This is a genomic window from Anoxybacillus flavithermus, from assembly GCF_002742685.1.
Classification (GTDB): domain Bacteria; phylum Bacillota; class Bacilli; order Bacillales; family Anoxybacillaceae; genus Anoxybacillus; species Anoxybacillus flavithermus_E.
Genome location: NZ_PEDM01000001.1, coordinates 130900 through 152860, shown reverse-complemented (window position 1 = coordinate 152860; position 21961 = coordinate 130900). Strand labels below are relative to the sequence as shown.

Sequence of the window (21961 nt, the reverse complement as noted above, 5' to 3'; positions counted from 1 at the left end):
AGAGGGAGTATCCTCATGGCTTCTTTTTCTGTTTATATAGTAATAAAGAAAGGAACGATCGGTATGAAGTTACAAACATTACTTCAACATTTACATAGCTTTACCCCACTTGTAACAGAAAATCCAACGATTACATCGATCGACATGGATTCAAGGGAAGTCAAACAAGGCTCATTATTTGTTTGTATCAAAGGATTTACAGTAGATGGGCACGATTTTGCTGAACAAGCTGTGGCGCGCGGAGCAGTTGCAGTCGTGGCAGAAAAACCGCTCACATTGCCTGTACCGGTCATTTACGTGAATGATAGCCGCCGTGCGTTAGCGGTGTTAGCTGATACGTTTTACGGCCAACCGACGCATCAGCTTCATTTAATTGGTGTGACAGGAACGAACGGAAAAACGACGACGACGCACTTAATTGAACGTATATGTCGTCACGCTGGGAAAAAAACCGGACTCATCGGCACGATTAACATGAAAATTGGTGATGAAACGTATGATGTAAAAAATACAACACCTGAATCGCTCGTTTTACAAAAAATGTTTCGTAAAATGGTTGACGCGCACGTGGACATCGCTGCGATGGAAGTATCGTCACATGCGCTACATATGGGAAGAGTACACGGGTGCGATTTTGATGTTGCTGTGTTTACCAATTTAACGCAGGACCATTTAGACTATCATCAAACGATGGAGCATTATCGTTGGTCGAAAGGACTTCTGTTTGCACAACTCGGCAATCGTTTTGATCATCAACGTCCGAAGTTTGCAATACTGAATGCTGACGATGCTGCCTCAGAAGAATATAAAAAAAGCACAGCAGCAACAGTCGTGACGTACGGCATTCATCATAAAAGCGACATTATGGCGAAACATATTGAAATAACAACGAGCGGTACAACATTTCAACTTGTGACCCCGAATGAAATCGTACAAGTGAAAACGAAGCTCATTGGCATGTTTAATGTATATAATTTATTAGCCGCGGTGGGCGCTTGCCTCGTATCAAACATTCCGCTTCGTACGATTGTGGAAGCCATTGCTGACATCGAAGGTGTTTCGGGGCGTTTTGAAGTCGTTGATGCCGGTCAACCGTTTACCGTCATCGTTGATTACGCTCATACGCCAGATAGTTTAGAAAACGTATTGCAAACGATTCGGCAGTTTGCCAAAAAGCGCATATTCGTCGTAGTCGGCTGCGGCGGGGATCGCGATCGGACGAAGCGTCCATTGATGGCGCAAATCGCTGTCAAATATAGCGATGTCCCGATTTTTACATCGGATAATCCGCGCTCAGAAGACCCGATTGCCATTTTAAACGACATGAAACAAGGCGTAGCTGAAGACGTCGTATGCATTGTCGATCGAAAAGAGGCGATTACATATGCGATTGAGCACGCTGAAAAAGACGATATCGTTTTAATTGCTGGAAAAGGGCATGAGACGTATCAAATCATCGGGAAAGATGTGTTCTATTTTGATGATCGTGTCGTCGCACGCGAAGCTATTCAACGAAGAAAAGATCAATAGAAGATGGGGAAGGTGCAACGATCATGAACGAAAAAGTCATTTTGTTTACGGCAGGGCTTGCCTTTATCATCACAGTTGTGTTATCGCCCATTTTTATTCCATTTTTAAGGCGATTGAAGTTCGGGCAAAGTATTCGTGAAGAAGGCCCAAAATCTCATCAAAAAAAATCAGGGACGCCAACGATGGGCGGATTAATGATTTTATTATCGCTTTCCATTACAACGTTTATGATGAGCGATATATTTTTTGAACGGACACCCCAAACATATTTATTGTTGTTTGTGACGCTTGGCTACGGATTGCTCGGTTTTGTTGATGACTTCATTAAAGTTGTCATGAAACGTAACCTTGGTTTAACGAGCAAACAAAAACTAGCAGGACAATTATTGATTGCGCTCATTTTTTACTTTTTCTTTCAACATTACAGCATTTCAACGGTCGTTTCGATCCCAGGTACGAACGTTTCCGTCGATTTAGGCGCTGCGTATATTTTGCTTATTATTTTTATGCTTGTTGGCGGATCGAATGCAGTTAATCTAACGGACGGCTTAGACGGGTTGCTAGCAGGAACAGCGGCAATTGCTTTTGGTGCATATGCTGTATTAGCATGGAATCAAGGGCAATACGACATCGCCATTTTTAGCGTTGCTGTCGTCGGGGCTGTGCTTGGATTTCTCGTCTTTAACGCACACCCTGCTAAAGTGTTTATGGGTGATACTGGTTCGCTTGCGCTTGGCGGGGCGATTGTCGCCATTGCGATTTTAACGAAACTTGAAATATTATTGGTGATTATCGGTGGCGTATTCGTCATTGAAACGTTATCGGTCATCATTCAAGTCATTTCGTTTAAAACGACAGGGAAACGCGTGTTTCGTATGAGTCCGTTGCATCATCATTACGAGTTAATCGGCTGGTCGGAGTGGCGCGTTGTCGTGACGTTTTGGGCAGTCGGCTTATTGTTTGCCATCTTAGGAATTTATATTGAGGTGTGGGTATAATGTATAACGGAAAAAAAGTGTTCGTATTAGGTTTAGCAAAAAGCGGATGGGCAGCGGCGAAACGGCTTCGTGAGCTCGGCGCCGATGTCGTCGTCAACGACCGCAATGAACCGAGTGAGCAAGAAAAGCAAGAGTTAGAAGCGCTTGGCGTCCGTCTCGTATGCGGCGGGCATCCACTTGAGTTGCTTGATGAGCCGTTTGATTTTGTCGTAAAAAATCCCGGCATTCCGTACTCAAACGTGCTCGTTCAAAAAGCGCTCGACAAACATATTCCGATCATTACGGAAGTAGAAATTGCGTACGAAACGTCACAAGCTCCTATTATCGGCATTACAGGTTCAAACGGAAAAACGACGACAACGACCTTGATTTATCACATGTTGCAAGAAGCGAAACGTCGACCGTTAATTGCAGGAAATATTGGGACAGTGGCATGCGACGTTGCAAAACATGCGACAAAAGATAATATGATCGTGATGGAATTATCTTCGTTCCAACTGCTCGGAACGATTCGCTTTCGTCCGCACATCGCGGTGTTGTTAAATATTTTCGATGCGCATTTAGATTATCACGGCACGAAAGAAGCGTACGCAGAAGCAAAAGGAAACATTTTTAAAAACCAAACAGAAACGGACTATGCTGTCGTCAATGCAGATGATCCAATCGTCATGCAATTAGCTGAAAAAAGCCGCGCGCAAAAAGTGCCGTTTTCTGTGAAAACGCCATTATCGCATGGGGCAACGGTGAAAGAAGGAGCCATTTATTTTCACGACGAGCGCATCATCGACATCACAGATGTGGCACTACGCGGAACGCACAATCTCGAAAACATATTAGCCGCTGTTGCCGCAACGAAACTTGCAGGTGCAGACAACGACTCGATTCGCCGCGTATTAACGACGTTTACAGGCGTTCCTCATCGCTTGCAGTTTGTCGCTGAAATTAATGGACGAAAATTTTATAACGACTCGAAAGCGACAAACATATTAGCGACACAAAAAGCGTTAAGCGCTTTTCATGAGCCGGTCATTTTACTGGCCGGTGGATTAGATCGCGGCAACGAGTTTGACGAGTTACTGCCTTACTTCAAACATGTGAAAGCCGTCATTACGTTCGGACAGACAGCGCCAAAAATTGAACGCATTGCGCGCGAAGCAGGAATACAGCGAGTGAAACGTGTCGATAATGTGGAACAAGCAGCTTTTGCCGCATATGAATGGTCGTCATCGGGCGATGTCATTTTACTTTCTCCGGCGTGTGCAAGTTGGGATCAATATAAAACTTTCGAACAACGTGGGGACATGTTTGTACATGCGGTGCATAAGCTTAAATAAGACGAATTTTAAGTAAATTGAGGTGTTCCGCATTGCATGGAAAAAAGTCTGCACCTGATTTTTTGTTAATGATCATCACGTTTTCGTTGTTGGCGATCGGGCTTGTTATGGTGTATAGCGCTAGCGCCATATGGGCGGATTACAAGTTTCACGATTCGTTTTTCTTTGCTAAACGCCAGCTGCTGTTTGCAGGAGTTGGCATTGTTGCGATGTTTTTTTTCATGAACATCGACTATTGGACGTGGCGCACGTGGGCAAAAGTGTTGCTTATTGTTTGTTTTATCCTTCTCGTCCTCGTCTTAATTCCGGGCATCGGCATGGTGCGCAACGGTTCGCGTAGCTGGATTGGCGTTGGTGCATTTTCCATTCAGCCATCTGAATTTATGAAAATGGCGATGATCGCATTTTTAGCGAAATACTTATCTGAAAACCAAAAAAAAATCGCATCATTTAAACAAGGGTTACTCCCGTCTTTAACGCTCGTGTTTATTGCATTCGGAATGATTATGTTACAGCCCGATTTAGGAACGGGAACGGTCATGGTTGGCACGTGCGTCGTCATGATTTTTGTCGCTGGCGCGCGCATGAGTCATTTCCTCGTTCTCGGCTTGCTTGGATTGGCAGGGTTTGCTGGACTTGTGTTATCTGCCCCATATCGCATCAAGCGCATTACGTCATTTTTAAACCCATGGGAAGATCCGCTAGGCAGCGGTTTTCAAATCATTCAATCACTTTATGCGATCGGGCCAGGCGGGCTATTTGGGCTTGGACTCGGGCAAAGCCGCCAAAAGTTTTTTTACTTACCTGAACCCCAAACGGACTTTATTTTTGCTATTTTGGCGGAAGAACTCGGATTTCTTGGCGGTTCGCTTGTGTTACTTCTTTTTAGTTTATTGCTTTGGCGCGGTATTCGCATCGCTTTAGGAGCTCCTGATTTATACGGCAGTTTTTTAGCTGTCGGTATCATTGCGATGGTTGCCATTCAAGTGATGATCAATATTGGAGTCGTAACTGGATTAATGCCGGTGACAGGCATTACGTTGCCGTTTTTAAGTTACGGTGGTTCGTCATTGACTCTTATGCTCATGGCGATTGGCGTCTTGTTAAACATTAGCCGTTATGCGCGGTATTAAAGGCTGACTTCACGGAAGTCAGCTTCTTCTGTTACGTTCGATGAGGGGGGAAAACGATGAAAATTGTAGTAAGTGGTGGCGGAACAGGAGGTCATATTTATCCTGCACTTGCGTTTATTCATGAAGTAAAAAAACAACACAAAAACGTCGATGTATTATATATTGGGACAAAAAAAGGGTTAGAAAGTACGATCGTTCCAAGAGAAAACATCCCATTTCATGCCATTGACATTAGCGGATTGAAACGTAGTCTTTCATTAGAAAACGTCAAAACGGTCGTGCGTTTTATAAAAAGTGTGCGCGCATGCAAAAAACTGTTGAAACAATACAAACCAGACGTTGTGCTCGGCACAGGGGGATACGTGTGCGGACCTGTTGTGTATGCGGCGGCTAAACTAGGTATTCCAACGATCATTCATGAGCAAAATAGCATTCCGGGATTGACAAATACATTTTTAAGCCGTTATGCCGATAAAGTCGCCATTTGCTTCGAAGAAACAAAGGAATATTTTCCAAGTGAAAAAGTCGTATTAACAGGAAACCCGCGTGCATCAGAAGTCGTAGGAAAAGATGGACGAGAAGCGAGACGGTTGCTCGGATTAGATGAGAAGAAAAAAACGGTGCTCATTGTCGGTGGCAGTCGCGGCGCCCGTCCGATTAATGAGGCGTTTTTACAAGTGCTTCATGAAGTTGAACAAAAACCGTATCAATTTTTATATGTTACAGGTGACGTTCATTATGATAAAGTAATAAAGGCAGTGAACGATGTCGGCAATCCATCAAACGTCATCATTCGTCCGTTTATTCATAATATGCCCGAAGTATTGGCCGGAGTCGATGTCATCGTCGCGCGTGCAGGTGCAACGACGCTTGCAGAAATTACAGCGCTTGGCATTCCAAGTATTTTAATTCCGAGCCCGTATGTGACAAATAATCATCAAGAAAAAAATGCGCGTGCGCTTGAAAAAAAGGGAGCAGCGATCGTCCGTTTAGAAAGCGAATTGACAGGTGCGCGTTTGCTTGACGATATCGACCGCGTCTTGTTAGACGAGCAAACGTTGACAAATATGAAAGAAGCGGCGTTTCAATTAGGCATTCGCGATGCCGCAGAACGTTTATATCGCGTCATGGTGGAGATGATTTCATAAATTGCATACGATATAGGAAAGAGGTAGAGGAGGTAGACCATTGGAAAAACTACGTGAAGAGCTCCTGCAAGCTAACGTTGGAACAGTGAAAGAAAACGAACGTATGGCCAGTCATACGACGATCAAAATCGGTGGACCAGCTGATTTGTTTGTTGAACCGAAACATATAGACGGTTTAAAAAAGACGATGGAAATCATCCGAAAATATGACATACCTTGGCGCGCGATCGGTCGCGGTTCGAACTTACTTGTGTTAGATGAAGGTATTGAAGGCGTTGTCATTAAACTTGGCGAAGGATTAGATGACTTATATATTCATGATACAGAAGTCACAGTTGGCGGGGGATATTCGCTTATTAAACTGGCAACGGTCATTAGTAAGCAAGGATTGTCTGGGCTGGAGTTTGCGGGAGGTATTCCGGGCACAGTTGGCGGAGCGGTATATATGAACGCCGGCGCTCACGGATCGGATATGTCGCGCATCGTCAAAAAAGCACAAATTTTATTTGAAGACGGAACGATTGAATGGTTAACAAATGAACAACTGGAGTTTTCGTATCGTACGTCCGTTCTACAAACAAAGCGCAAAGGCATTTGCATCGCAGCAACGCTTGAAATGAAAAAAGGAAACCGCGATGAAATTGTGGCAGCGATGCAAAAAAATAAAGATTACCGCCGTGAAACGCAACCGTGGAATTACCCGTGTGCGGGAAGCATTTTCCGTAACCCCCTTCCACAATACGCTGGACAGTTAATTGAACAAGCGGGACTAAAAGGATATACGATCGGTGGAGCGAAAGTTTCCGAACAACATGCGAATTTTATCGTTAACGCAGGTGGAGCAACAGCAAACGACGTGCTCCAGCTCATCGATTATGTGAAAAAGACGATTTACGACTTATATGGCGTGTCATTGCAAACTGAAGTCGAAATTGTTGGCCGAAAGTAATACATTTTCCCCATCCTAATTTTTTCTATATTATGCTATAATAGAAATGGAGACAACGAACTAACGGTTGCTCATATGCGCCGTTAGTTTTCTTGTTATTTTGATTTGGTCCATCGACCGAGGTGGAATGAATGGGAAAAGGAAAAGTTGTTGTTCTTGAAGAACGTGTGCCAAAATTAAAAGAGCAGCGCAGACAACGCGCGAATCGTTTACTCATTGCATACATCGCTTTATTTTTTATGCTTTTGTTAGGCGTTGTTTATGCGCAGTCGCCACTAAGCAACGTTGCCGTCATCCACGTCGAAGGAAATCACCATGTCGCTTCCAAAGATATTATTCAATTAAGTGGTGTGACGAAAAAGACGAGCTTTTGGAAAGTAAAAAAAGCCGAAGTCGAACAGCGAATAAAAGAACATCCAGAAATAAAAGAAGTGCACGTAAACAAACGAATCCCGAATCGCATCGACATCGTTGTCGTTGAGCGAAAGCGGATCGCTTACATTTTGGACAAGCATTCCTTTTTGCCGATTTTAGATAACGGAAAAGTGCTGACGCATGCAAAACGAGCGATTCCGAGCGATGCCCCGATTTTAGTCGGATGGAAAGAAGGGGAGGCTATTCAAGAGATGGCTGCCCAATTGGCAAACACGCCAAGTTCAATTTTAAACCTCATCTCAGAAATTCATTATACCCCAAACTCATCGGATCAAAGGCATATTACTGTCTATATGAATGATGGCATAGAAGTGAGTGCTACCGTCGATCGTTTTGCGGAAAAAATTGTGCATTATCCTTCGATCGTTAGCCAGTTACAGCCGGGGGTGAAAGGCGTCCTTCATTTAGAGATGAGCACATATTTTAAACCGTACGAAGCGGATGAAGGGAATGACAAAAGCGATGAAAATGAACGGTAGCCATGTCATTTTGTCGTTCGTTTGTTTAGTTTTAGGCTTTATGTTGGCCTTCTCTTATCAACTGACGAAAAAAGAGACGGCCAATCGACAGCTTGAACGCCAATGGAATAAGGAATACGAGTATCGTCAACAGCTTATTGAACAGCAAGAACAAAACAAAAAGTTACAAGCCGAATTGTTTAAAAAACAGCAACGCGTTCGCGAAATGGAAAAGGAATTAGGAAGCGAGGAGCAAGTATACTTTAACCTTGTCGAAGATGCCGAACGGTTGCGCATGTATCTTGGCAAAGTGAAAGTAAAAGGAAAAGGAGTAGAAGTGACGCTATCCGATGCTTCATACATCCCTTCCGAAGCGAACGCCACAAACTATATTGTTCACGAACAACATGTGTTTCAAGTCGTCAATGAACTATTGATTGCGGGGGCGTCTGCAATATCGATTAACGGTCAACGATTATCACACCGGTCGTATATCGTTTGCAACGGTCCGGTCATTGAGATTGATGGGATGCAACACCCAGCCCCGTTCGTTATTCAAGCGATCGGCGATCCGAACGTACTTATCCCTGCGTTAACGATCGCTGGAGGCGTTAAAGACCAATTGACGAGCGACCATATTGTTGTTGACATTGTAGAAAAATCAGAAATAACGATGGAGCCACTTATACAAAAATAAAAGGGGGAGCGATGTTGACGCGAAAAACGATATGGCATTTTACGTTTGTGTCGCTTATTATCGGTTTCATGTTGGCAATTCAATTTCAAACAAGCCATGAACCAAACGTGCGCGACACACGTGACATATGGGAAATACGACAAGATTTAAAAAAAGAGCAAGAGTTACATAAACAACTGTTACATGAAATACGAAAATATGAAGAAACGTTAGAAAAATATGAGCAGCAACGTTCAGAAAACAAAGGAGCGATTCTTCGTCAAACGGTAGAGGAGCTGAAAAAAGAAGCAGGGCTAACGGAAGTTGTCGGAGAAGGTGTCGTGCTTTATGTTGAACAAATGTATGATGAATCGTATGTCGGTCCGGTTAAAGATACGGTGTCTGCTGAGCTGCTTCGCCGACTCATGAATGAATTAAATATGTATGGTGCTCAATATGTATCGATTGCTGATCAACGCATCGTCAACACGACGGTCATTCGCGACATTAACGGTGTCACGAAAGTCGATTCGTATCCGCTTCGTTCTTTCCCGTTTGAAATCAAAGTCATTGCAGCGGACGCGGAAAAACTATACAACCGACTAAAAGCTTCTACGCTTGCCGATGATTTTGCGATTGAAAATTTACTCCTTACGATTTCAGAACCACAATCACGTGTCGTTATCCCTCCATACGATGGGACGGTGCGCGTCAAACAAATGGAAGCAGTCGAAGATGCTAGGAGGTGAACATGATGTGGCTTCCGTTGCTCGGCCTCGTCATTGGCATATTGCTCGGATTGTTGACGGATTGGCGTATTCCGAGCGAATATGCCAACTATTTATCGATCGCGGTGCTCGCAGCGTTTGATACGCTCATCGGTGGCATTCGCGCACATTTGCAAAATATTTACGATGAGCACGTATTTGTATCTGGATTTTTTTTTAATATTATTTTAGCAACAAGTTTAGCTTTTCTCGGTGTGCATCTTGGTGTAGACTTGTATTTAGCAGCTGTATTTGCGTTCGGTGTGCGCCTGTTTCAAAACATCGCTGTCATCCGCCGAATTTTGCTAACGAAATGGTTAGAAAGCCGCCAAAAAAATCGTTTATAAAAAAGGGAATGCTGTTCGAATGTGGAATATAGTGTTGATATACATAACAACGTTCATTTTGTAAAGGAGGTGCCACCAGAATGAACAGCAACGATTTTTATGTTAGTCTTGACATCGGTACGTCCAGTGTAAAAGTCATCATTGGCGAAATGATTAACGATCAGTTAAACATTATCGGTGTCGGCAATGTGAAATCGCAAGGGCTGAAAAAAGGCTCCATTATTGATATAGATGAAACGGTACAATCGATTAAACGAGCGATTGAACAAGCGGAACGGATGGTCGGCGTAACGATTAAAGGCGCCATTGTCGGAGTGAACGGCAATCACATTCAACTTCAACCGTGCAACGGGATTGTCGCTGTATCAAGTGAAAATAAAGAAATTACAAATGAAGACGTCACGCGCGTCATTGAAGCGGCACAAGTCGTTTCCGTTCCACCAGAGCGTGAAATTATTGATGTTATTCCAAAACAGTTTATCGTTGACGGACTTGATGGAATTAACGATCCACGCGGCATGTTAGGTGTCCGATTAGAAATGGAAGGAACGATGATTACCGCATCGAAAACCGCTTTACATAATGTGCTTCGCTGTGTTGAACGAGCGGGGTTAGAAGTGCTTGATGTATGTCTTCAACCGCTAGCGGCAGCCTCGATTGCGCTATCGAAAGATGAAAAAAACTTAGGTGTGGCACTGATTGACATCGGTGGCGGTTCAACGACGGTCGCTGTATTTGAACAAGGGTTTTTACAAGCAACGACCGTACTTCCGATCGGTGGTGAACATATTACAAAAGATTTATCGATCGGCATGCGTACGTCGACAGAAGATGCAGAACGCATTAAACTAAAACATGGACATGCGTTTTACGATCTTGCTTCTGAAGAAGAAGTATTTAGCGTTCCGATCATTGGCACGGACCAACACCAACAATTTAGTCAATTAGAAATTGCAGATATGATTGAAGCGCGTGTAGAGGAAATTTTGCAAATGGCACAAGCTGAAATTCGTCGACGCGGATTTCGTGATTTGCCTGGCGGATATGTGTTAACCGGGGGGACAGCCAATATGCCGGGCGTATTAGAACTTGCCGAAGCGATTTTTGAACATACCGTTCGCGTGGCGATGCCAGATTACATTGGCGTGCGCGACCCACAATATACAAACGGTGTCGGATTAATTCAATTCGCCTATAAAAATGCAAAGTTGCAGGGAAGAGACGTTCCCGTTCTTTCTACTAGCACGGCAAACGATTTCCAAGTGGAGAAAAAGGTGCATAAAGCGCCGGCAAAACCGAAACAAAAAGAAGAACATTTCGGACATAAAGTTAAGAAATTTTTCGGATACTTTTTTGAATGACAATTTGAATGGCTAGGAGGATTATGTCATGTTGGAGTTTGACACGACTGTTGATCAGTTAGCGACAATTAAAGTAATTGGTGTCGGCGGCGGCGGAAATAACGCTGTCAATCGCATGATTGAACATGGAGTACAAGGTGTTGAATTTATCGCGGTCAATACAGATGCCCAAGCGTTAAACTTATCCAAGGCACCAATTAAGCTACAAATTGGCGCGAAATTGACGCGTGGATTAGGTGCAGGAGCAAATCCAGAAGTAGGAAAAAAAGCGGCCGAAGAAAGTAAAGAACAAATTGAAGAGGCGCTCAAAGGTGCCGATATGGTATTCGTCACAGCCGGCATGGGCGGAGGAACAGGAACAGGGGCGGCTCCAGTCATCGCTCAAATTGCGCGCGATTTAGGTGCGCTTACTGTTGGCGTCGTCACACGGCCGTTTACGTTTGAAGGAAGAAAGCGCGCGATGCAGGCGGCAAGCGGTATTGCGGCGATGAAAGAAGCAGTCGATACACTTATCGTCATTCCGAACGATCGTCTATTAGAAATTGTTGACAAAAACACACCGATGCTAGAAGCGTTCCGCGAAGCAGATAACGTGCTTCGTCAAGGGGTACAAGGCATCTCTGACTTAATTGCCGTACCGGGATTAATTAACTTAGATTTTGCTGATGTGAAAACGATTATGTCCAATAAAGGTTCAGCTCTTATGGGAATCGGCGTAGCAACAGGAGAGAACCGCGCCGCAGAAGCAGCGAAAAAGGCGATCTCGAGCCCGCTATTAGAAACGTCAATCGACGGTGCCCAAGGCGTATTAATGAACATTACAGGGGGTACAAACTTAAGCTTGTACGAAGTGCAAGAAGCAGCTGATATCGTCGCATCCGCTGCTGACCAAGACGTCAATATGATTTTTGGTTCGGTCATTAACGAAAACTTAAAAGACGAAATTATCGTTACGGTTATCGCGACAGGATTTAACGAAGAAGTGAATCAAGCAAAAGCAACGCGACAAGCGGTTGTCAAACCGAGCGTTGGCGTCAAGCGCGAGAAAAAAGAAGAGCCAGTTGACTACTCGCCAACACGCGGACAACAAGCGGAAGATCCACTCGACATCCCTGCCTTTTTACGCAATCGTAACCGTCGTCGTTAAAAAAAACGCTCACTACGTGTGGGCGTTTTTTTATTTCCATCACCATATGACAAAATCTCTAAAAAAATGACGTCATCGTTTGACATACTTTTCTATTGGAAGTGCTATATACTAGTTTCAAGATAAGGAGGGGATGCCGCTGATTTATGCCGATCTCGTATGGTTATTAAATCTTTGTTTTGATGCGATGTTGCTATGGCTTGCGGCGATTATGTTAAAGCGCCGCATTCAGTTATGGCGACTAATGCTTGCGGCATTATTCGGTTCGCTGCTCGTCTTGCTTACTTTCACACCTTTTGCTTATATGACGTCTCATTTCGTAACGAAACTCGTCATCTCTTTTGTCATCGTTTGGATTTGTTTCGGTTTCCATCGGTTTCGTTTTTTTATCGAAAATGTACTCGCTTTTTACTTTGCAACGTTTATGCTTGGCGGAGGGATGGTCGCCTTTCACTTTTTGCTAGAAAGTGAAATGACGCCTTATTCATCCGGATGGCTCACACATTCGACTTCTATTAGTTGGTTGTTTGTTATCATCATGTTTCCAATTTTATGGCTACTATCAAAAGTGCAAATGGGAACGATTCGCGAAAAAAAGTTGCGGTTTGAACATGTCATTCATGTGCGTGTGACATGTGTTGGACAAACGGTATCGTTAAAAGGATTAGTCGATAGCGGAAATCAATTGCGTGACCCGTTAACAAATACACCGGTCATCATCGTCGAATTGCAACCGTTCGCACACATCTTCCCTCAAGCTGTTTTACAAATGATTCAAAAACGGACGTACACAGATGACATCCCGAGCGAATGGGTGAGCCGAATACGTTTCGTCCCGTATCGTGCCGTTGGCGTCGAGCAACAGCTACTCGTAGCGATCAAGCCAGACGAAGTGCAATGGTCGGACGGAAAACAATGGACATCTGTCAAAAAAGCTCTCATTGGCTTTTCTCCGTCATCGCTGTCAGCGGACGGTGAGTACAACTGCATCGTTCATCCGCATATCGTGATGTCGCAAGCTTCGTAATTATTATGATTATACGGCCGATCGTGCTGAAATAGAAGGAGGTTTTTTATGAAGTTATTCAAATTACGTCTCACATATGTATGGTACAAACTATTAAAAAAATTAGGGCTCAAAGCGGACGAAATTTATTACATCGGTGGGAGCGAAGCGTTGCCACCTCCGCTTACAAAAGAGGAAGAAGAAATGCTTCTAAAAAAACTTCCTTCTGGAGATGAAACGGCGCGTTCGCTACTTATTGAGCGAAATCTTCGCCTCGTCGTCTACATTGCTCGAAAATTTGAAAATACCGGCATTAACATCGAAGATTTAATTAGCATTGGTACGATCGGACTAATTAAAGCGGTCAATACGTTTAATCCGGAGAAAAAAATTAAACTCGCTACATATGCGTCGCGCTGTATTGAAAATGAAATTTTAATGTATTTACGGCGCAACAATAAAGTGCGTTCAGAAGTATCGTTTGATGAACCGTTAAACATTGACTGGGACGGCAACGAACTGTTGTTGTCGGACGTATTAGGCACAGAAGATGATATCATTACGAAAGATTTAGAAGCAAACATTGACCGCAACTTACTATTTCGTGCTCTCGATCAATTGAGTGATAGAGAAAGACAAATTATGGAACTTCGCTTCGGTTTAACTGGAGGAGAAGAAAAAACACAAAAAGATGTCGCCGATTTATTAGGCATTTCCCAATCGTACATTTCCCGTCTAGAAAAGCGAATTATTAAACGATTGCGAAAAGAATTTAACAAAATGATGTAATGCATATTTTTCCCTTCAAAGGAGATACTGAAAGCTGACAGCATCTCCTGTAAGGAGGGAAAGACATGGCAAGAAACAAAGTTGAAATTTGCGGCGTTGATACATCGAAACTTCCCGTACTAAAAAACGAAGAAATGCGTGAATTATTTCGGCAAATGCAAGCCGGTGACATATCCGCACGCGAAAAATTAATTAACGGGAATTTACGGCTCGTATTAAGCGTCATTCAGCGATTTAACAATCGTGGTGAATATGTCGACGATTTGTTTCAAGTCGGCTGTATCGGACTTATGAAATCGATTGATAATTTTGATTTAAGTCAAAACGTGAAATTTTCAACGTATGCCGTACCAATGATTATCGGTGAAATTCGCCGATATTTACGTGACAATAATCCGATTCGCGTGTCCCGCTCGCTGCGCGACATTGCATACAAAGCGTTACAAGTGCGCGAAAAAATGATGAGTGAAACAGCAAAAGAACCGACGGCAGAAGAAATTGCGAAAATTTTAGACGTCCCGCAAGAAGAAATTGTATTTGCATTAGATGCCATCCAAGACCCTGTTTCGTTATTTGAACCGATTTACAATGATGGTGGCGACCCCATTTATGTGATGGATCAGTTGAGCGATGAGAAAAACCGCGATACGAATTGGATTGAAGAAATCGCGCTCAAAGAAGGGCTTCGCCGATTAAATGAACGTGAAAAAATGATTATTCGCAAACGATTTTTTCAAGGAAAAACACAAATGGAAGTGGCTGAAGAAATCGGGATTTCCCAAGCACAAGTATCTCGTTTAGAAAAAGCCGCCATTAAACAAATGAATAAAAATATTCAATGGTAACATCCCCCAAGCAGTTGGGGGTTTTTCTATGGCCTCGAAATGACTACAACCCCTCCCTTGCGCATACATATAGGAGATAGAAAGAAAAAAAGGAGCGGTGGAACATGGTGAAAATTTCTGAACTACAACAAAAAGACGTTGTCAATGTCGCAAATGGCAAACGCCTCGGAAATATTGGAGATATTGATATTAATTTAACGACCGGTCAAATTGAAGCCATTATTATTATCGGTGCAGGGAAAGTGCTCGGCTTATTCGGACGGACGGATGAAATCATCATTCCGTGGCGCGATATTGTCAAAGTCGGTGCTGACGTCATTCTCGTTCGATTAGATGGCGATGAATAGTTCAGGTTTTCGTCAAGCTGTGATAAAATAGGAAAAAAAGTGATAAAATTGTACAAAGGATGTCGGACGATGAGTGAAATATTTCGACAAGCGCATGAGTCATTGCTTTTGTTTGATGGCTGGGAAAACGTCATCGTTGCGTTTACAACAAAACGAGGTGGAGTAAGCAGCGAGCCATTTGCGACGTTAAACGTTGGCATGCACGTTGATGATGATCGAAACGCGGTGTATGAAAATCGGAAAAAAGTAGCCGAGCTGTTAAACGTTTCGCTTAATCGCTGGGTATGTGCCGATCAAGTGCACGGTATACACATCGAAAAAGTGACGAACGAACATGCGGGAAAAGGGGTGCGCACGTACGAAAGTGCTATACCACATACAGACGGACTATATACGAATGAACAGCAGCTCATGTTGGCGCTTTGTTTTGCGGATTGTGTTCCGCTTTACTTTTTTGCCCCAAGTAAAAAGCTAATTGGACTTGCACATGCCGGTTGGAAAGGAACCGTGCATAACATCGCTGGCGAAATGGTGAAGCGGTGGAAAGAAGAAGGGGCTGATGATATTTACGTTGTCATTGGCCCGTCGATCGGCCGTTGTTGTTACATTGTTGATGACCGTGTCATTACATTCGTCGAAAAGGCGCTAGTCAACTCGCCTCAATCTCTTTATAATGAAACAAGTAAGGGACAGTATGCACTCGATTTAAAAGAAATGAATAAACAGCTTTTGCAGCAAGCAGGTGTTCCGAGCGAACACATCGCTATGTCATCGCATTGCACAAGCTGTGAGCAGTCATTATTTTTCTCCCACCGTCGCGATGGTGGCAAAACAGGAAGAATGATGGCGCTTATTGGCTGGAGGGAATGATATGTCAGTAAAGCAACGGTTACAAACGATTCAACAACATATTGCTGACGCGTGTGAAAAAACAGGACGCAACGCCATAGACATCCAAATTGTGGCAGTGACAAAATACGTAAGTATCGCACGTGCAAACGAGGCGATCGAAGCGGGCATCGTTCATTTAGGTGAAAGTCGTTCCGACGGTTTTTTACAAAAATATGAAGCGGTCGGAAAAAGAGCGACTTGGCATTTTATTGGCACGTTACAATCAAGAAAAGTAAAACAAATCATCGATTACGTCGACTACATTCATTCGCTCGATCGTCTTTCGTTAGCGGAAGAAATCGACAAGCGAGCCAATCGGACGATCAAATGTTTCGTGCAAGTAAATGTTTCAGGCGAGCAATCGAAACACGGATTAGCGCCAGAAGACGTATTGCCGTTTATTGAAACATTATCCGCTTTTTCACGTATTGAAGTTGTCGGGCTGATGACGATGGCACCGTATACGGATGATGAGGAAACGATTCGCCGTTGTTTTCGAACGCTACGTCAGCTAAAAGAACGCGTGCAAGAAAAACAATTGCCGCACGCCCCTTGCACACAATTGTCGATGGGAATGTCAAACGATTATGTCATTGCCGTTGAAGAAGGGGCTACGTTTCTTCGACTCGGTACATGTCTTGTCGGTGAAGAGGAGGTGGAATAATGGGATTTGTGAAAAAAATTCGCGATTTTTTCGACTTAGATGAAGAAAAATGGGAAGAAGATGAATACGAGCAAGAAGAAGTTGCCCAACAACCAAAAGCCGAACAAAAGCAAAACGTCGTTAGTTTGCAAAGCGTGCAAAAATCGTCCAAGCTCGTTTTATTTGAGCCGCGCGCTTATGCCGAAGTACAAGAAATTGCCGACCATTTGAAAAATCGACGTGCCGTTGTCGTCAATGTCCATCGTGTTGACCGCGATCAAGCGCGGCGCATCGTCGACTTTTTAAGCGGAACGGTGTATGCGATTGGCGGGGACATTCAACAAGTCGGCTCTACCATTTTTTTATGCACGCCAGATAATGTCGATGTAAGCGGCTCGATTTCGATTGTTTCTGATGATGAACCGACAATAAAGAGGTGGTAAATGTGTATCAAATAGCAAGCTTTGTCGCAACAGTTATTGAAGTATATTCGTATGCGATTATTGTTTACATTTTAATGTCATGGTTTCCGAATGCGCGCGAAACGAAAGTGGGGCAGTTTTTTGCGACCATTTGTGAGCCGTATTTAGAGCCGTTCCGTCGTTTTATTCCGCCCATTGGTATAATTGACATTTCACCGATCGTCGCCTTGCTCGTTTTACGCTTTGCGACAGCAGGTGTTTACGGATTAGTCGATATGGTAAGTCGAGGGCTGTAATGGACATTTATCAACATTTTCGAAAGGAAGAGCATCATTTTATTGATCTCGTTTGTGAATGGAAGCGGCTCGTGACGGAACAATATGCTCCGAAACTCACTGATTTTTTAACTCCGCGCGAACAACAAATCGTCCGCTCGATTGTCGGCAATCACGATGAGGTGCACGTTGCTTTTTTTGGCGGTTCACCGTCGGTAGAGCGAAAGCGTGCACTACTATACCCGCCGTACTTGCAACCGAATGAAGATGATTTTCAATTATCGTTGTTTTCCGTTCGCTATCCGAAAAAATTTGTGACGCTTGGGCATCGTGATGTGCTCGGTGCCTTGTTGTCGCTCGGCGTAAAGCGTGAAAAGTTTGGCGACATCGTCATCGTTGAAGATGTCATTCAGATTGTCGTCGCTAAAGAAATTGCGCCGTTTGTTCAAATGAACGTGACAGCGATTGGAAAAGCAAAAGTATTGTTAGAGGAACAACCGCTTTCAAAACTTCTCGTCGTGGAAGAACAGTGGGAGGAAGAGACGTTTACCGTTTCTTCTTTGCGCCTCGATGCGATTTTGGCCCAATGTTTCCGTATATCGCGTCAAAAAGCGCAAGCACTTATTGAACAAAGCTTCGCGAAAGTCAATTGGAAAACGGTTGACCAAGCGCATATGGAGTGCCGAGAAGGCGATTTATTTTCGCTGCGCGGGTATGGGCGTTGCCGACTGCAAGCGATTGTCGGGCAAACAAAAAAAGAAAAATGGCGCATCGTTGTCGAAAAAGCAAAATAAAAGCAGGATTTTCGCAAAACATGTCGAATGACACATACGTACATAAGATGGAGGTGGGCCACATGCCGTTAACGCCGTTAGATATTCATAATAAAGAATTTAGCCGAGGCTTTCGCGGATATGATGAAGATGAAGTGAACGAGTTTTTAGACCAAGTCATTAAAGACTATGAAATGATTCTACGTGAAAAAAAACAGCTTGAAGAAAAAGTAAGGGAACTGACAGAAAGGCTCAACTATTTTACAAATATTGAAGAAACGTTAAATAAATCGATTTTAATTGCGCAAGAAACAGCGGAAGAAGTGAAGCGAAACGCACAAAAAGAAGCGAAGCTCATCATTAAAGAAGCGGAGAAAAACGCGGATCGCATCATTAGCGAAGCGCTTGCAAAAACGCGGAAAATTGCGATGGAAGTGGAAGAATTAAAGCGTCAAGCGAAAGTGTTTCGCAATCGTTTTAAAATGTTAATTGAAGCACAGCTTGATATGTTAAATAACGGCGATTGGGATCATTTATTAGACTACAAGCTTGACGATGAAGCGGTGCAAGAAATAACCGAGTCTTGACGAGCAGCGTTGTTATTGCCTATAATATCGAATACAGTTATATCGCAAAAACGATGAAGGGGACAGTAGTTCTTTCATCAGCTTATTTCAGCGAGTCGAGGGCGGTGGAAGCTCGGCATAAGCGAAAGAATGAAAATCACCCCGGAGTTCCGTGCCGAACGAATCGTAGGCCACGGCGCGTCATTCCCGTTACGAATGTCGAGTGGGCTATGTTTACATAGTCAATAAGGGTGGTACCGCGAGACCTTCTCGTCCCTTTTGGGCATGAGAAGGTTTTTTATTTACATAAAAGGAGGTTGACATAATGGATTACAAAGATACGTTACTCATGCCAAAGACCGATTTCCCGATGCGTGGAAATCTTCCACAACGTGAACCACAAATACAAGTGAAATGGGAAGAAATGGATATTTACCGTAAAGTGCAAGAGCGCACGAAAGATCGTCCGTTGTTTGTGCTGCATGACGGACCGCCGTATGCGAACGGTGACATTCATATGGGTCATGCGCTCAACAAAATTTTAAAAGATTTCATCGTTCGTTATAAATCAATGAGCGGCTATTGTGCCCCGTACGTGCCAGGTTGGGATACGCACGGTTTGCCAATTGAAACGGCGCTGACGAAAAATAAAGGCGTCAATCGGAAAGAAATGAGCGTTGCGGAGTTTCGTAAGTTATGTGAGCAATATGCATATGAGCAAATCGACCGCCAGCGCGAGCAATTTAAACGACTTGGCGTGCGCGGCGACTGGGACAACCCTTACATTACATTAACGCCAGAATACGAGGCACAACAAATTAAAGTGTTTGGTGAAATGGCGAAAAAAGGGTTAATTTACAAAGGATTAAAACCGGTATATTGGTCTCCATCAAGCGAATCGGCGCTTGCGGAAGCGGAAATCGAGTATAAAGATAAACGTTCGCCGTCTATTTACGTTGCATTCCCTGTCAAAGACGGAAAAGGTGTGCTTGATGGCGATGAAAAAATCGTTATTTGGACGACAACGCCATGGACGATTCCAGCGAACTTAGGTATCGCTGTGCATCCACAGTTGCAATATAGCGTTGTTGAGGCAGATGGTGGCAAATACGTCGTTGCTTCCGAGCTATTACAATCGGTACAAAAAGAAATCGGTTGGGAACATGTCACTGTATTAAAAACAGTCAAAGGAAGCGAGCTTGAGTATGTCGTGGCGAAACATCCGTTTTATGACCGCGATTCGCTCGTCATTTGTGGTGAGCATGTCACAACAGACGCTGGAACAGGTTGCGTCCATACGGCTCCAGGACACGGGGAAGACGACTTTATTGTCGGCCAAAAATACGGCTTAGGTGTGCTTTGTCCAGTTGACGAGCGCGGCTATATGACAGAAGAAGCGCCAGGGTTTGCCGGCATGTTTTACGATGACGCGAACAAAGCGATCACAGAAAAGCTACAAGAAGTAGGTGCTTTATTAAAACTATCGTTTATTACGCACTCATATCCGCACGACTGGCGGACGAAGCAACCGACGATTTTCCGTGCGACAGCTCAATGGTTTGCGTCCATCGATAAAATTCGCGATCAATTGTTACAAGCGGTTGAAGAAACAAAATGGGTGCCAGCATGGGGTGAAATTCGCATCCATAACATGATTCGCGATCGCGGCGACTGGTGCATTTCGCGTCAACGCGCATGGGGAGTACCAATTCCAGTCTTTTATGCGGAAAACGGCGAACCAATTATTACAGATGAAACGATTGAACACGTATCCAACTTGTTCCGCCAATACGGTTCGAACGTTTGGTTTGAACGCGATGCAAAAGACTTACTTCCAGAAGGGTTTACGCATCCGGGTAGCCCGAACGGACGCTTTACGAAAGAAACAGATATTATGGACGTATGGTTCGACTCCGGTTCTTCTCATCAAGCGGTATTAGAAGAACGCGATGATTTGCAACGGCCAGCAGACCTTTATTTAGAAGGATCCGACCAATATCGCGGCTGGTTTAACTCGTCGCTTTCCACAGCGGTTGCGGTTACTGGAAAAGCGCCGTATAAAGGCGTATTAAGCCACGGCTTCGTACTAGATGGAGAAGGACGAAAAATGAGCAAATCGCTCGGCAACGTCGTCGTACCAGCGAAAGTCATGGAACAGCTCGGTGCCGACATTTTGCGCCTTTGGGTTGCTTCTGTCGACTATCAAGCAGACGTACGCATTTCTGACAACATTTTAAAACAAGTCGCAGAAGTGTATCGCAAAATTCGCAACACGTTCCGTTTCATGCTCGGTAACTTGTTCGATTTCAATCCTGCAGAACATACGGTAGCCATCGAACAGTTGCGCGAAGTAGACCGATACATGCTCATTAAATTAAATCGCCTTATCGAAAAAGTAAAACAAGCATATGAAACGTATGAATTTGCGACGATTTACCATGAAGTAAACAACTTCTGTACGGTTGATTTAAGCGCATTTTACTTCGACTTTTCAAAAGACGTGTTGTACATCGAAGCAGCAAATAATCATGAACGTCGTTCGATTCAAACGGTGTTGTATGAAACGCTTGTTGCGTTGACGAAACTTGTTGCACCGATTTTGCCGCATACGGCAGATGAAGTATGGTCATATATTCCACACGTCAAAGAAGAAAGCGTACAGCTTGTCGATATGCCAGAAGCCGTGCATATTGATGATGCCGATCGCATCGTTAAAAAATGGGATGCTTTCATGGAGTTGCGCGATGAAGTATTAAAAGCGCTAGAAGTGGCGCGTAACGAAAAACTGATTGGTAAGTCGCTTACAGCACATGTCATTTTATATCCGACAGATGAAACGAAAGCGCTCATCGATTCGATCGAAGAAGATATGAAACAGCTATTAATCGTTTCAGCGTTTTCGATTGGCGGAACATTTGCTGATGCACCGAGCGAGGCGCAAACATTTACGAAAACAGCGATTGTCGTTAAACAAGCAGAAGGAAAAACGTGCGCACGTTGCTGGGTCGTTACACCAACAGTCGGCGAAGATGCAGACCACCCAGAGCTATGTCCGCGTTGTGCGACAATTGTCAAGCAATAACACATATCCCCCCTAGCTTTCAAGGGGGGATTGTTTATG

General features: G+C 43.9%; 23 protein-coding genes and 1 other annotated feature. All 23 genes read left to right on the top strand.

The window, feature by feature from the left end; all coding sequences use genetic code 11:
- Positions 1-63: 63 nt before the first annotated feature.
- A complete protein-coding gene (locus tag CS060_RS00790) occupies positions 64-1530 on the top strand; it encodes a UDP-N-acetylmuramoyl-L-alanyl-D-glutamate--2,6-diaminopimelate ligase (RefSeq protein WP_099668640.1) in 1467 nt (488 codons plus the stop codon).
- A gap of 23 nt (positions 1531-1553) precedes the next feature.
- Complete coding sequence (mraY, locus tag CS060_RS00785; RefSeq protein ID WP_035046556.1) at positions 1554-2528, top strand: phospho-N-acetylmuramoyl-pentapeptide-transferase; 975 nt, start codon at positions 1554-1556, stop codon at positions 2526-2528.
- Positions 2528-3862 carry a UDP-N-acetylmuramoyl-L-alanine--D-glutamate ligase gene (gene murD / locus CS060_RS00780; RefSeq protein ID WP_035046558.1) on the top strand — a complete coding sequence of 445 codons (1335 nt, stop codon included), beginning with the start codon at positions 2528-2530 and terminating at the stop codon, positions 3860-3862. Before mraY ends, murD begins: the two co-directional genes overlap by 1 nt.
- A 32-nt stretch (positions 3863-3894) precedes the next feature.
- Positions 3895-4995 (top strand): stage V sporulation protein E, encoded by a 1101-nt coding sequence (gene spoVE / locus CS060_RS00775; protein ID WP_035046559.1) that lies wholly within the window; start codon positions 3895-3897, stop codon positions 4993-4995.
- A 56-nt stretch (positions 4996-5051) separates the two neighbouring features.
- Complete coding sequence (gene murG / locus CS060_RS00770; RefSeq protein ID WP_035046566.1) at positions 5052-6143, top strand: undecaprenyldiphospho-muramoylpentapeptide beta-N-acetylglucosaminyltransferase; 1092 nt, start codon at positions 5052-5054, stop codon at positions 6141-6143.
- Between the two features lie 40 nt (positions 6144-6183).
- Complete coding sequence (murB, locus tag CS060_RS00765; RefSeq protein ID WP_035046567.1) at positions 6184-7092, top strand: UDP-N-acetylmuramate dehydrogenase; 909 nt, start codon at positions 6184-6186, stop codon at positions 7090-7092.
- A 131-nt stretch (positions 7093-7223) separates the two neighbouring features.
- Positions 7224-8006: a cell division protein FtsQ/DivIB gene (locus tag CS060_RS00760; protein ID WP_035046569.1), complete on the top strand. Its 783-nt coding sequence runs from the start codon at positions 7224-7226 to the stop codon at positions 8004-8006.
- On the top strand, positions 7969-8682 hold the full coding sequence (locus CS060_RS00755) for a DUF881 domain-containing protein (protein WP_082180247.1): 714 nt from the start codon (positions 7969-7971) through the stop codon (positions 8680-8682). Before CS060_RS00760 ends, CS060_RS00755 begins: the two co-directional genes overlap by 38 nt.
- Before the next feature lie 11 nt (positions 8683-8693).
- Positions 8694-9410, top strand: coding sequence for a DUF881 domain-containing protein (locus CS060_RS00750; protein ID WP_035046570.1), 717 nt, complete (start codon positions 8694-8696; stop codon positions 9408-9410).
- A 5-nt stretch (positions 9411-9415) separates the two neighbouring features.
- Positions 9416-9775, top strand: coding sequence for a small basic family protein (locus CS060_RS00745; protein ID WP_006321460.1), 360 nt, complete (start codon positions 9416-9418; stop codon positions 9773-9775).
- Positions 9776-9855: 80 nt separating this feature from the next.
- Complete coding sequence (gene ftsA / locus CS060_RS00740; protein ID WP_035046572.1) at positions 9856-11136, top strand: cell division protein FtsA; 1281 nt, start codon at positions 9856-9858, stop codon at positions 11134-11136.
- Between the two features lie 28 nt (positions 11137-11164).
- Positions 11165-12283 (top strand): cell division protein FtsZ, encoded by a 1119-nt coding sequence (ftsZ, locus tag CS060_RS00735; RefSeq protein WP_035046574.1) that lies wholly within the window; start codon positions 11165-11167, stop codon positions 12281-12283.
- Positions 12284-12416: 133 nt separating this feature from the next.
- A complete protein-coding gene (gene spoIIGA / locus CS060_RS00730; protein WP_035046575.1) occupies positions 12417-13310 on the top strand; it encodes a sigma-E processing peptidase SpoIIGA in 894 nt (297 codons plus the stop codon).
- 48 nt (positions 13311-13358) lie between these two features.
- Positions 13359-14078: an RNA polymerase sporulation sigma factor SigE gene (gene sigE, locus CS060_RS00725; RefSeq protein ID WP_035046577.1), complete on the top strand. Its 720-nt coding sequence runs from the start codon at positions 13359-13361 to the stop codon at positions 14076-14078.
- A gap of 65 nt (positions 14079-14143) precedes the next feature.
- A complete protein-coding gene (sigG, locus tag CS060_RS00720) occupies positions 14144-14923 on the top strand; it encodes an RNA polymerase sporulation sigma factor SigG (protein ID WP_035046579.1) in 780 nt (259 codons plus the stop codon).
- A gap of 104 nt (positions 14924-15027) precedes the next feature.
- Positions 15028-15270, top strand: coding sequence for a YlmC/YmxH family sporulation protein (locus CS060_RS00715; RefSeq protein ID WP_032101528.1), 243 nt, complete (start codon positions 15028-15030; stop codon positions 15268-15270).
- 69 nt (positions 15271-15339) lie between these two features.
- Positions 15340-16140 (top strand): peptidoglycan editing factor PgeF, encoded by an 801-nt coding sequence (pgeF, locus tag CS060_RS00710; protein ID WP_035046581.1) that lies wholly within the window; start codon positions 15340-15342, stop codon positions 16138-16140.
- A gap of 1 nt (position 16141) precedes the next feature.
- Complete coding sequence (locus CS060_RS00705; protein WP_035046583.1) at positions 16142-16825, top strand: YggS family pyridoxal phosphate-dependent enzyme; 684 nt, start codon at positions 16142-16144, stop codon at positions 16823-16825.
- On the top strand, positions 16825-17247 hold the full coding sequence (locus CS060_RS00700) for a cell division protein SepF (RefSeq protein ID WP_035046585.1): 423 nt from the start codon (positions 16825-16827) through the stop codon (positions 17245-17247). Before CS060_RS00705 ends, CS060_RS00700 begins: the two co-directional genes overlap by 1 nt.
- Positions 17248-17249: 2 nt before the next feature.
- Complete coding sequence (locus CS060_RS00695) at positions 17250-17522, top strand: YggT family protein (protein WP_035046588.1); 273 nt, start codon at positions 17250-17252, stop codon at positions 17520-17522.
- Positions 17522-18295 (top strand): YlmH family RNA-binding protein, encoded by a 774-nt coding sequence (locus tag CS060_RS00690; RefSeq protein WP_099668587.1) that lies wholly within the window; start codon positions 17522-17524, stop codon positions 18293-18295. Before CS060_RS00695 ends, CS060_RS00690 begins: the two co-directional genes overlap by 1 nt.
- Positions 18296-18357: 62 nt before the next feature.
- Positions 18358-18861, top strand: a complete 504-nt coding sequence (locus CS060_RS00685; RefSeq protein ID WP_099668586.1) for a DivIVA domain-containing protein — start codon at positions 18358-18360, stop codon at positions 18859-18861.
- A 44-nt stretch (positions 18862-18905) separates the two neighbouring features.
- Positions 18906-19121, top strand: a binding site (T-box leader).
- 44 nt (positions 19122-19165) lie between these two features.
- Positions 19166-21922: an isoleucine--tRNA ligase gene (gene ileS, locus CS060_RS00680; protein WP_035046590.1), complete on the top strand. Its 2757-nt coding sequence runs from the start codon at positions 19166-19168 to the stop codon at positions 21920-21922.
- Positions 21923-21961 lie beyond the last annotated feature (39 nt).

Coding starts and splice junctions, on each gene's coding strand:
- CS060_RS00790 (WP_099668640.1), top strand. CDS start 64: ATGAAGTTACAAACATTACTTCAACATTTACATAGCTTTACCCCACTT.
- mraY (WP_035046556.1), top strand. CDS start 1,554: ATGAACGAAAAAGTCATTTTGTTTACGGCAGGGCTTGCCTTTATCATC.
- murD (WP_035046558.1), top strand. CDS start 2,528: ATGTATAACGGAAAAAAAGTGTTCGTATTAGGTTTAGCAAAAAGCGGA.
- murG (WP_035046566.1), top strand. CDS start 5,052: ATGAAAATTGTAGTAAGTGGTGGCGGAACAGGAGGTCATATTTATCCT.
- CS060_RS00760 (WP_035046569.1), top strand. CDS start 7,224: ATGGGAAAAGGAAAAGTTGTTGTTCTTGAAGAACGTGTGCCAAAATTA.
- CS060_RS00755 (WP_082180247.1), top strand. CDS start 7,969: ATGAAGGGAATGACAAAAGCGATGAAAATGAACGGTAGCCATGTCATT.
- CS060_RS00750 (WP_035046570.1), top strand. CDS start 8,694: ATGTTGACGCGAAAAACGATATGGCATTTTACGTTTGTGTCGCTTATT.
- CS060_RS00745 (WP_006321460.1), top strand. CDS start 9,416: ATGTGGCTTCCGTTGCTCGGCCTCGTCATTGGCATATTGCTCGGATTG.
- ftsA (WP_035046572.1), top strand. CDS start 9,856: ATGAACAGCAACGATTTTTATGTTAGTCTTGACATCGGTACGTCCAGT.
- ftsZ (WP_035046574.1), top strand. CDS start 11,165: ATGTTGGAGTTTGACACGACTGTTGATCAGTTAGCGACAATTAAAGTA.
- spoIIGA (WP_035046575.1), top strand. CDS start 12,417: ATGCCGCTGATTTATGCCGATCTCGTATGGTTATTAAATCTTTGTTTT.
- sigE (WP_035046577.1), top strand. CDS start 13,359: ATGAAGTTATTCAAATTACGTCTCACATATGTATGGTACAAACTATTA.
- sigG (WP_035046579.1), top strand. CDS start 14,144: ATGGCAAGAAACAAAGTTGAAATTTGCGGCGTTGATACATCGAAACTT.
- CS060_RS00715 (WP_032101528.1), top strand. CDS start 15,028: ATGGTGAAAATTTCTGAACTACAACAAAAAGACGTTGTCAATGTCGCA.
- pgeF (WP_035046581.1), top strand. CDS start 15,340: ATGAGTGAAATATTTCGACAAGCGCATGAGTCATTGCTTTTGTTTGAT.
- CS060_RS00705 (WP_035046583.1), top strand. CDS start 16,142: ATGTCAGTAAAGCAACGGTTACAAACGATTCAACAACATATTGCTGAC.
- CS060_RS00700 (WP_035046585.1), top strand. CDS start 16,825: ATGGGATTTGTGAAAAAAATTCGCGATTTTTTCGACTTAGATGAAGAA.
- CS060_RS00690 (WP_099668587.1), top strand. CDS start 17,522: ATGGACATTTATCAACATTTTCGAAAGGAAGAGCATCATTTTATTGAT.
- CS060_RS00685 (WP_099668586.1), top strand. CDS start 18,358: ATGCCGTTAACGCCGTTAGATATTCATAATAAAGAATTTAGCCGAGGC.
- ileS (WP_035046590.1), top strand. CDS start 19,166: ATGGATTACAAAGATACGTTACTCATGCCAAAGACCGATTTCCCGATG.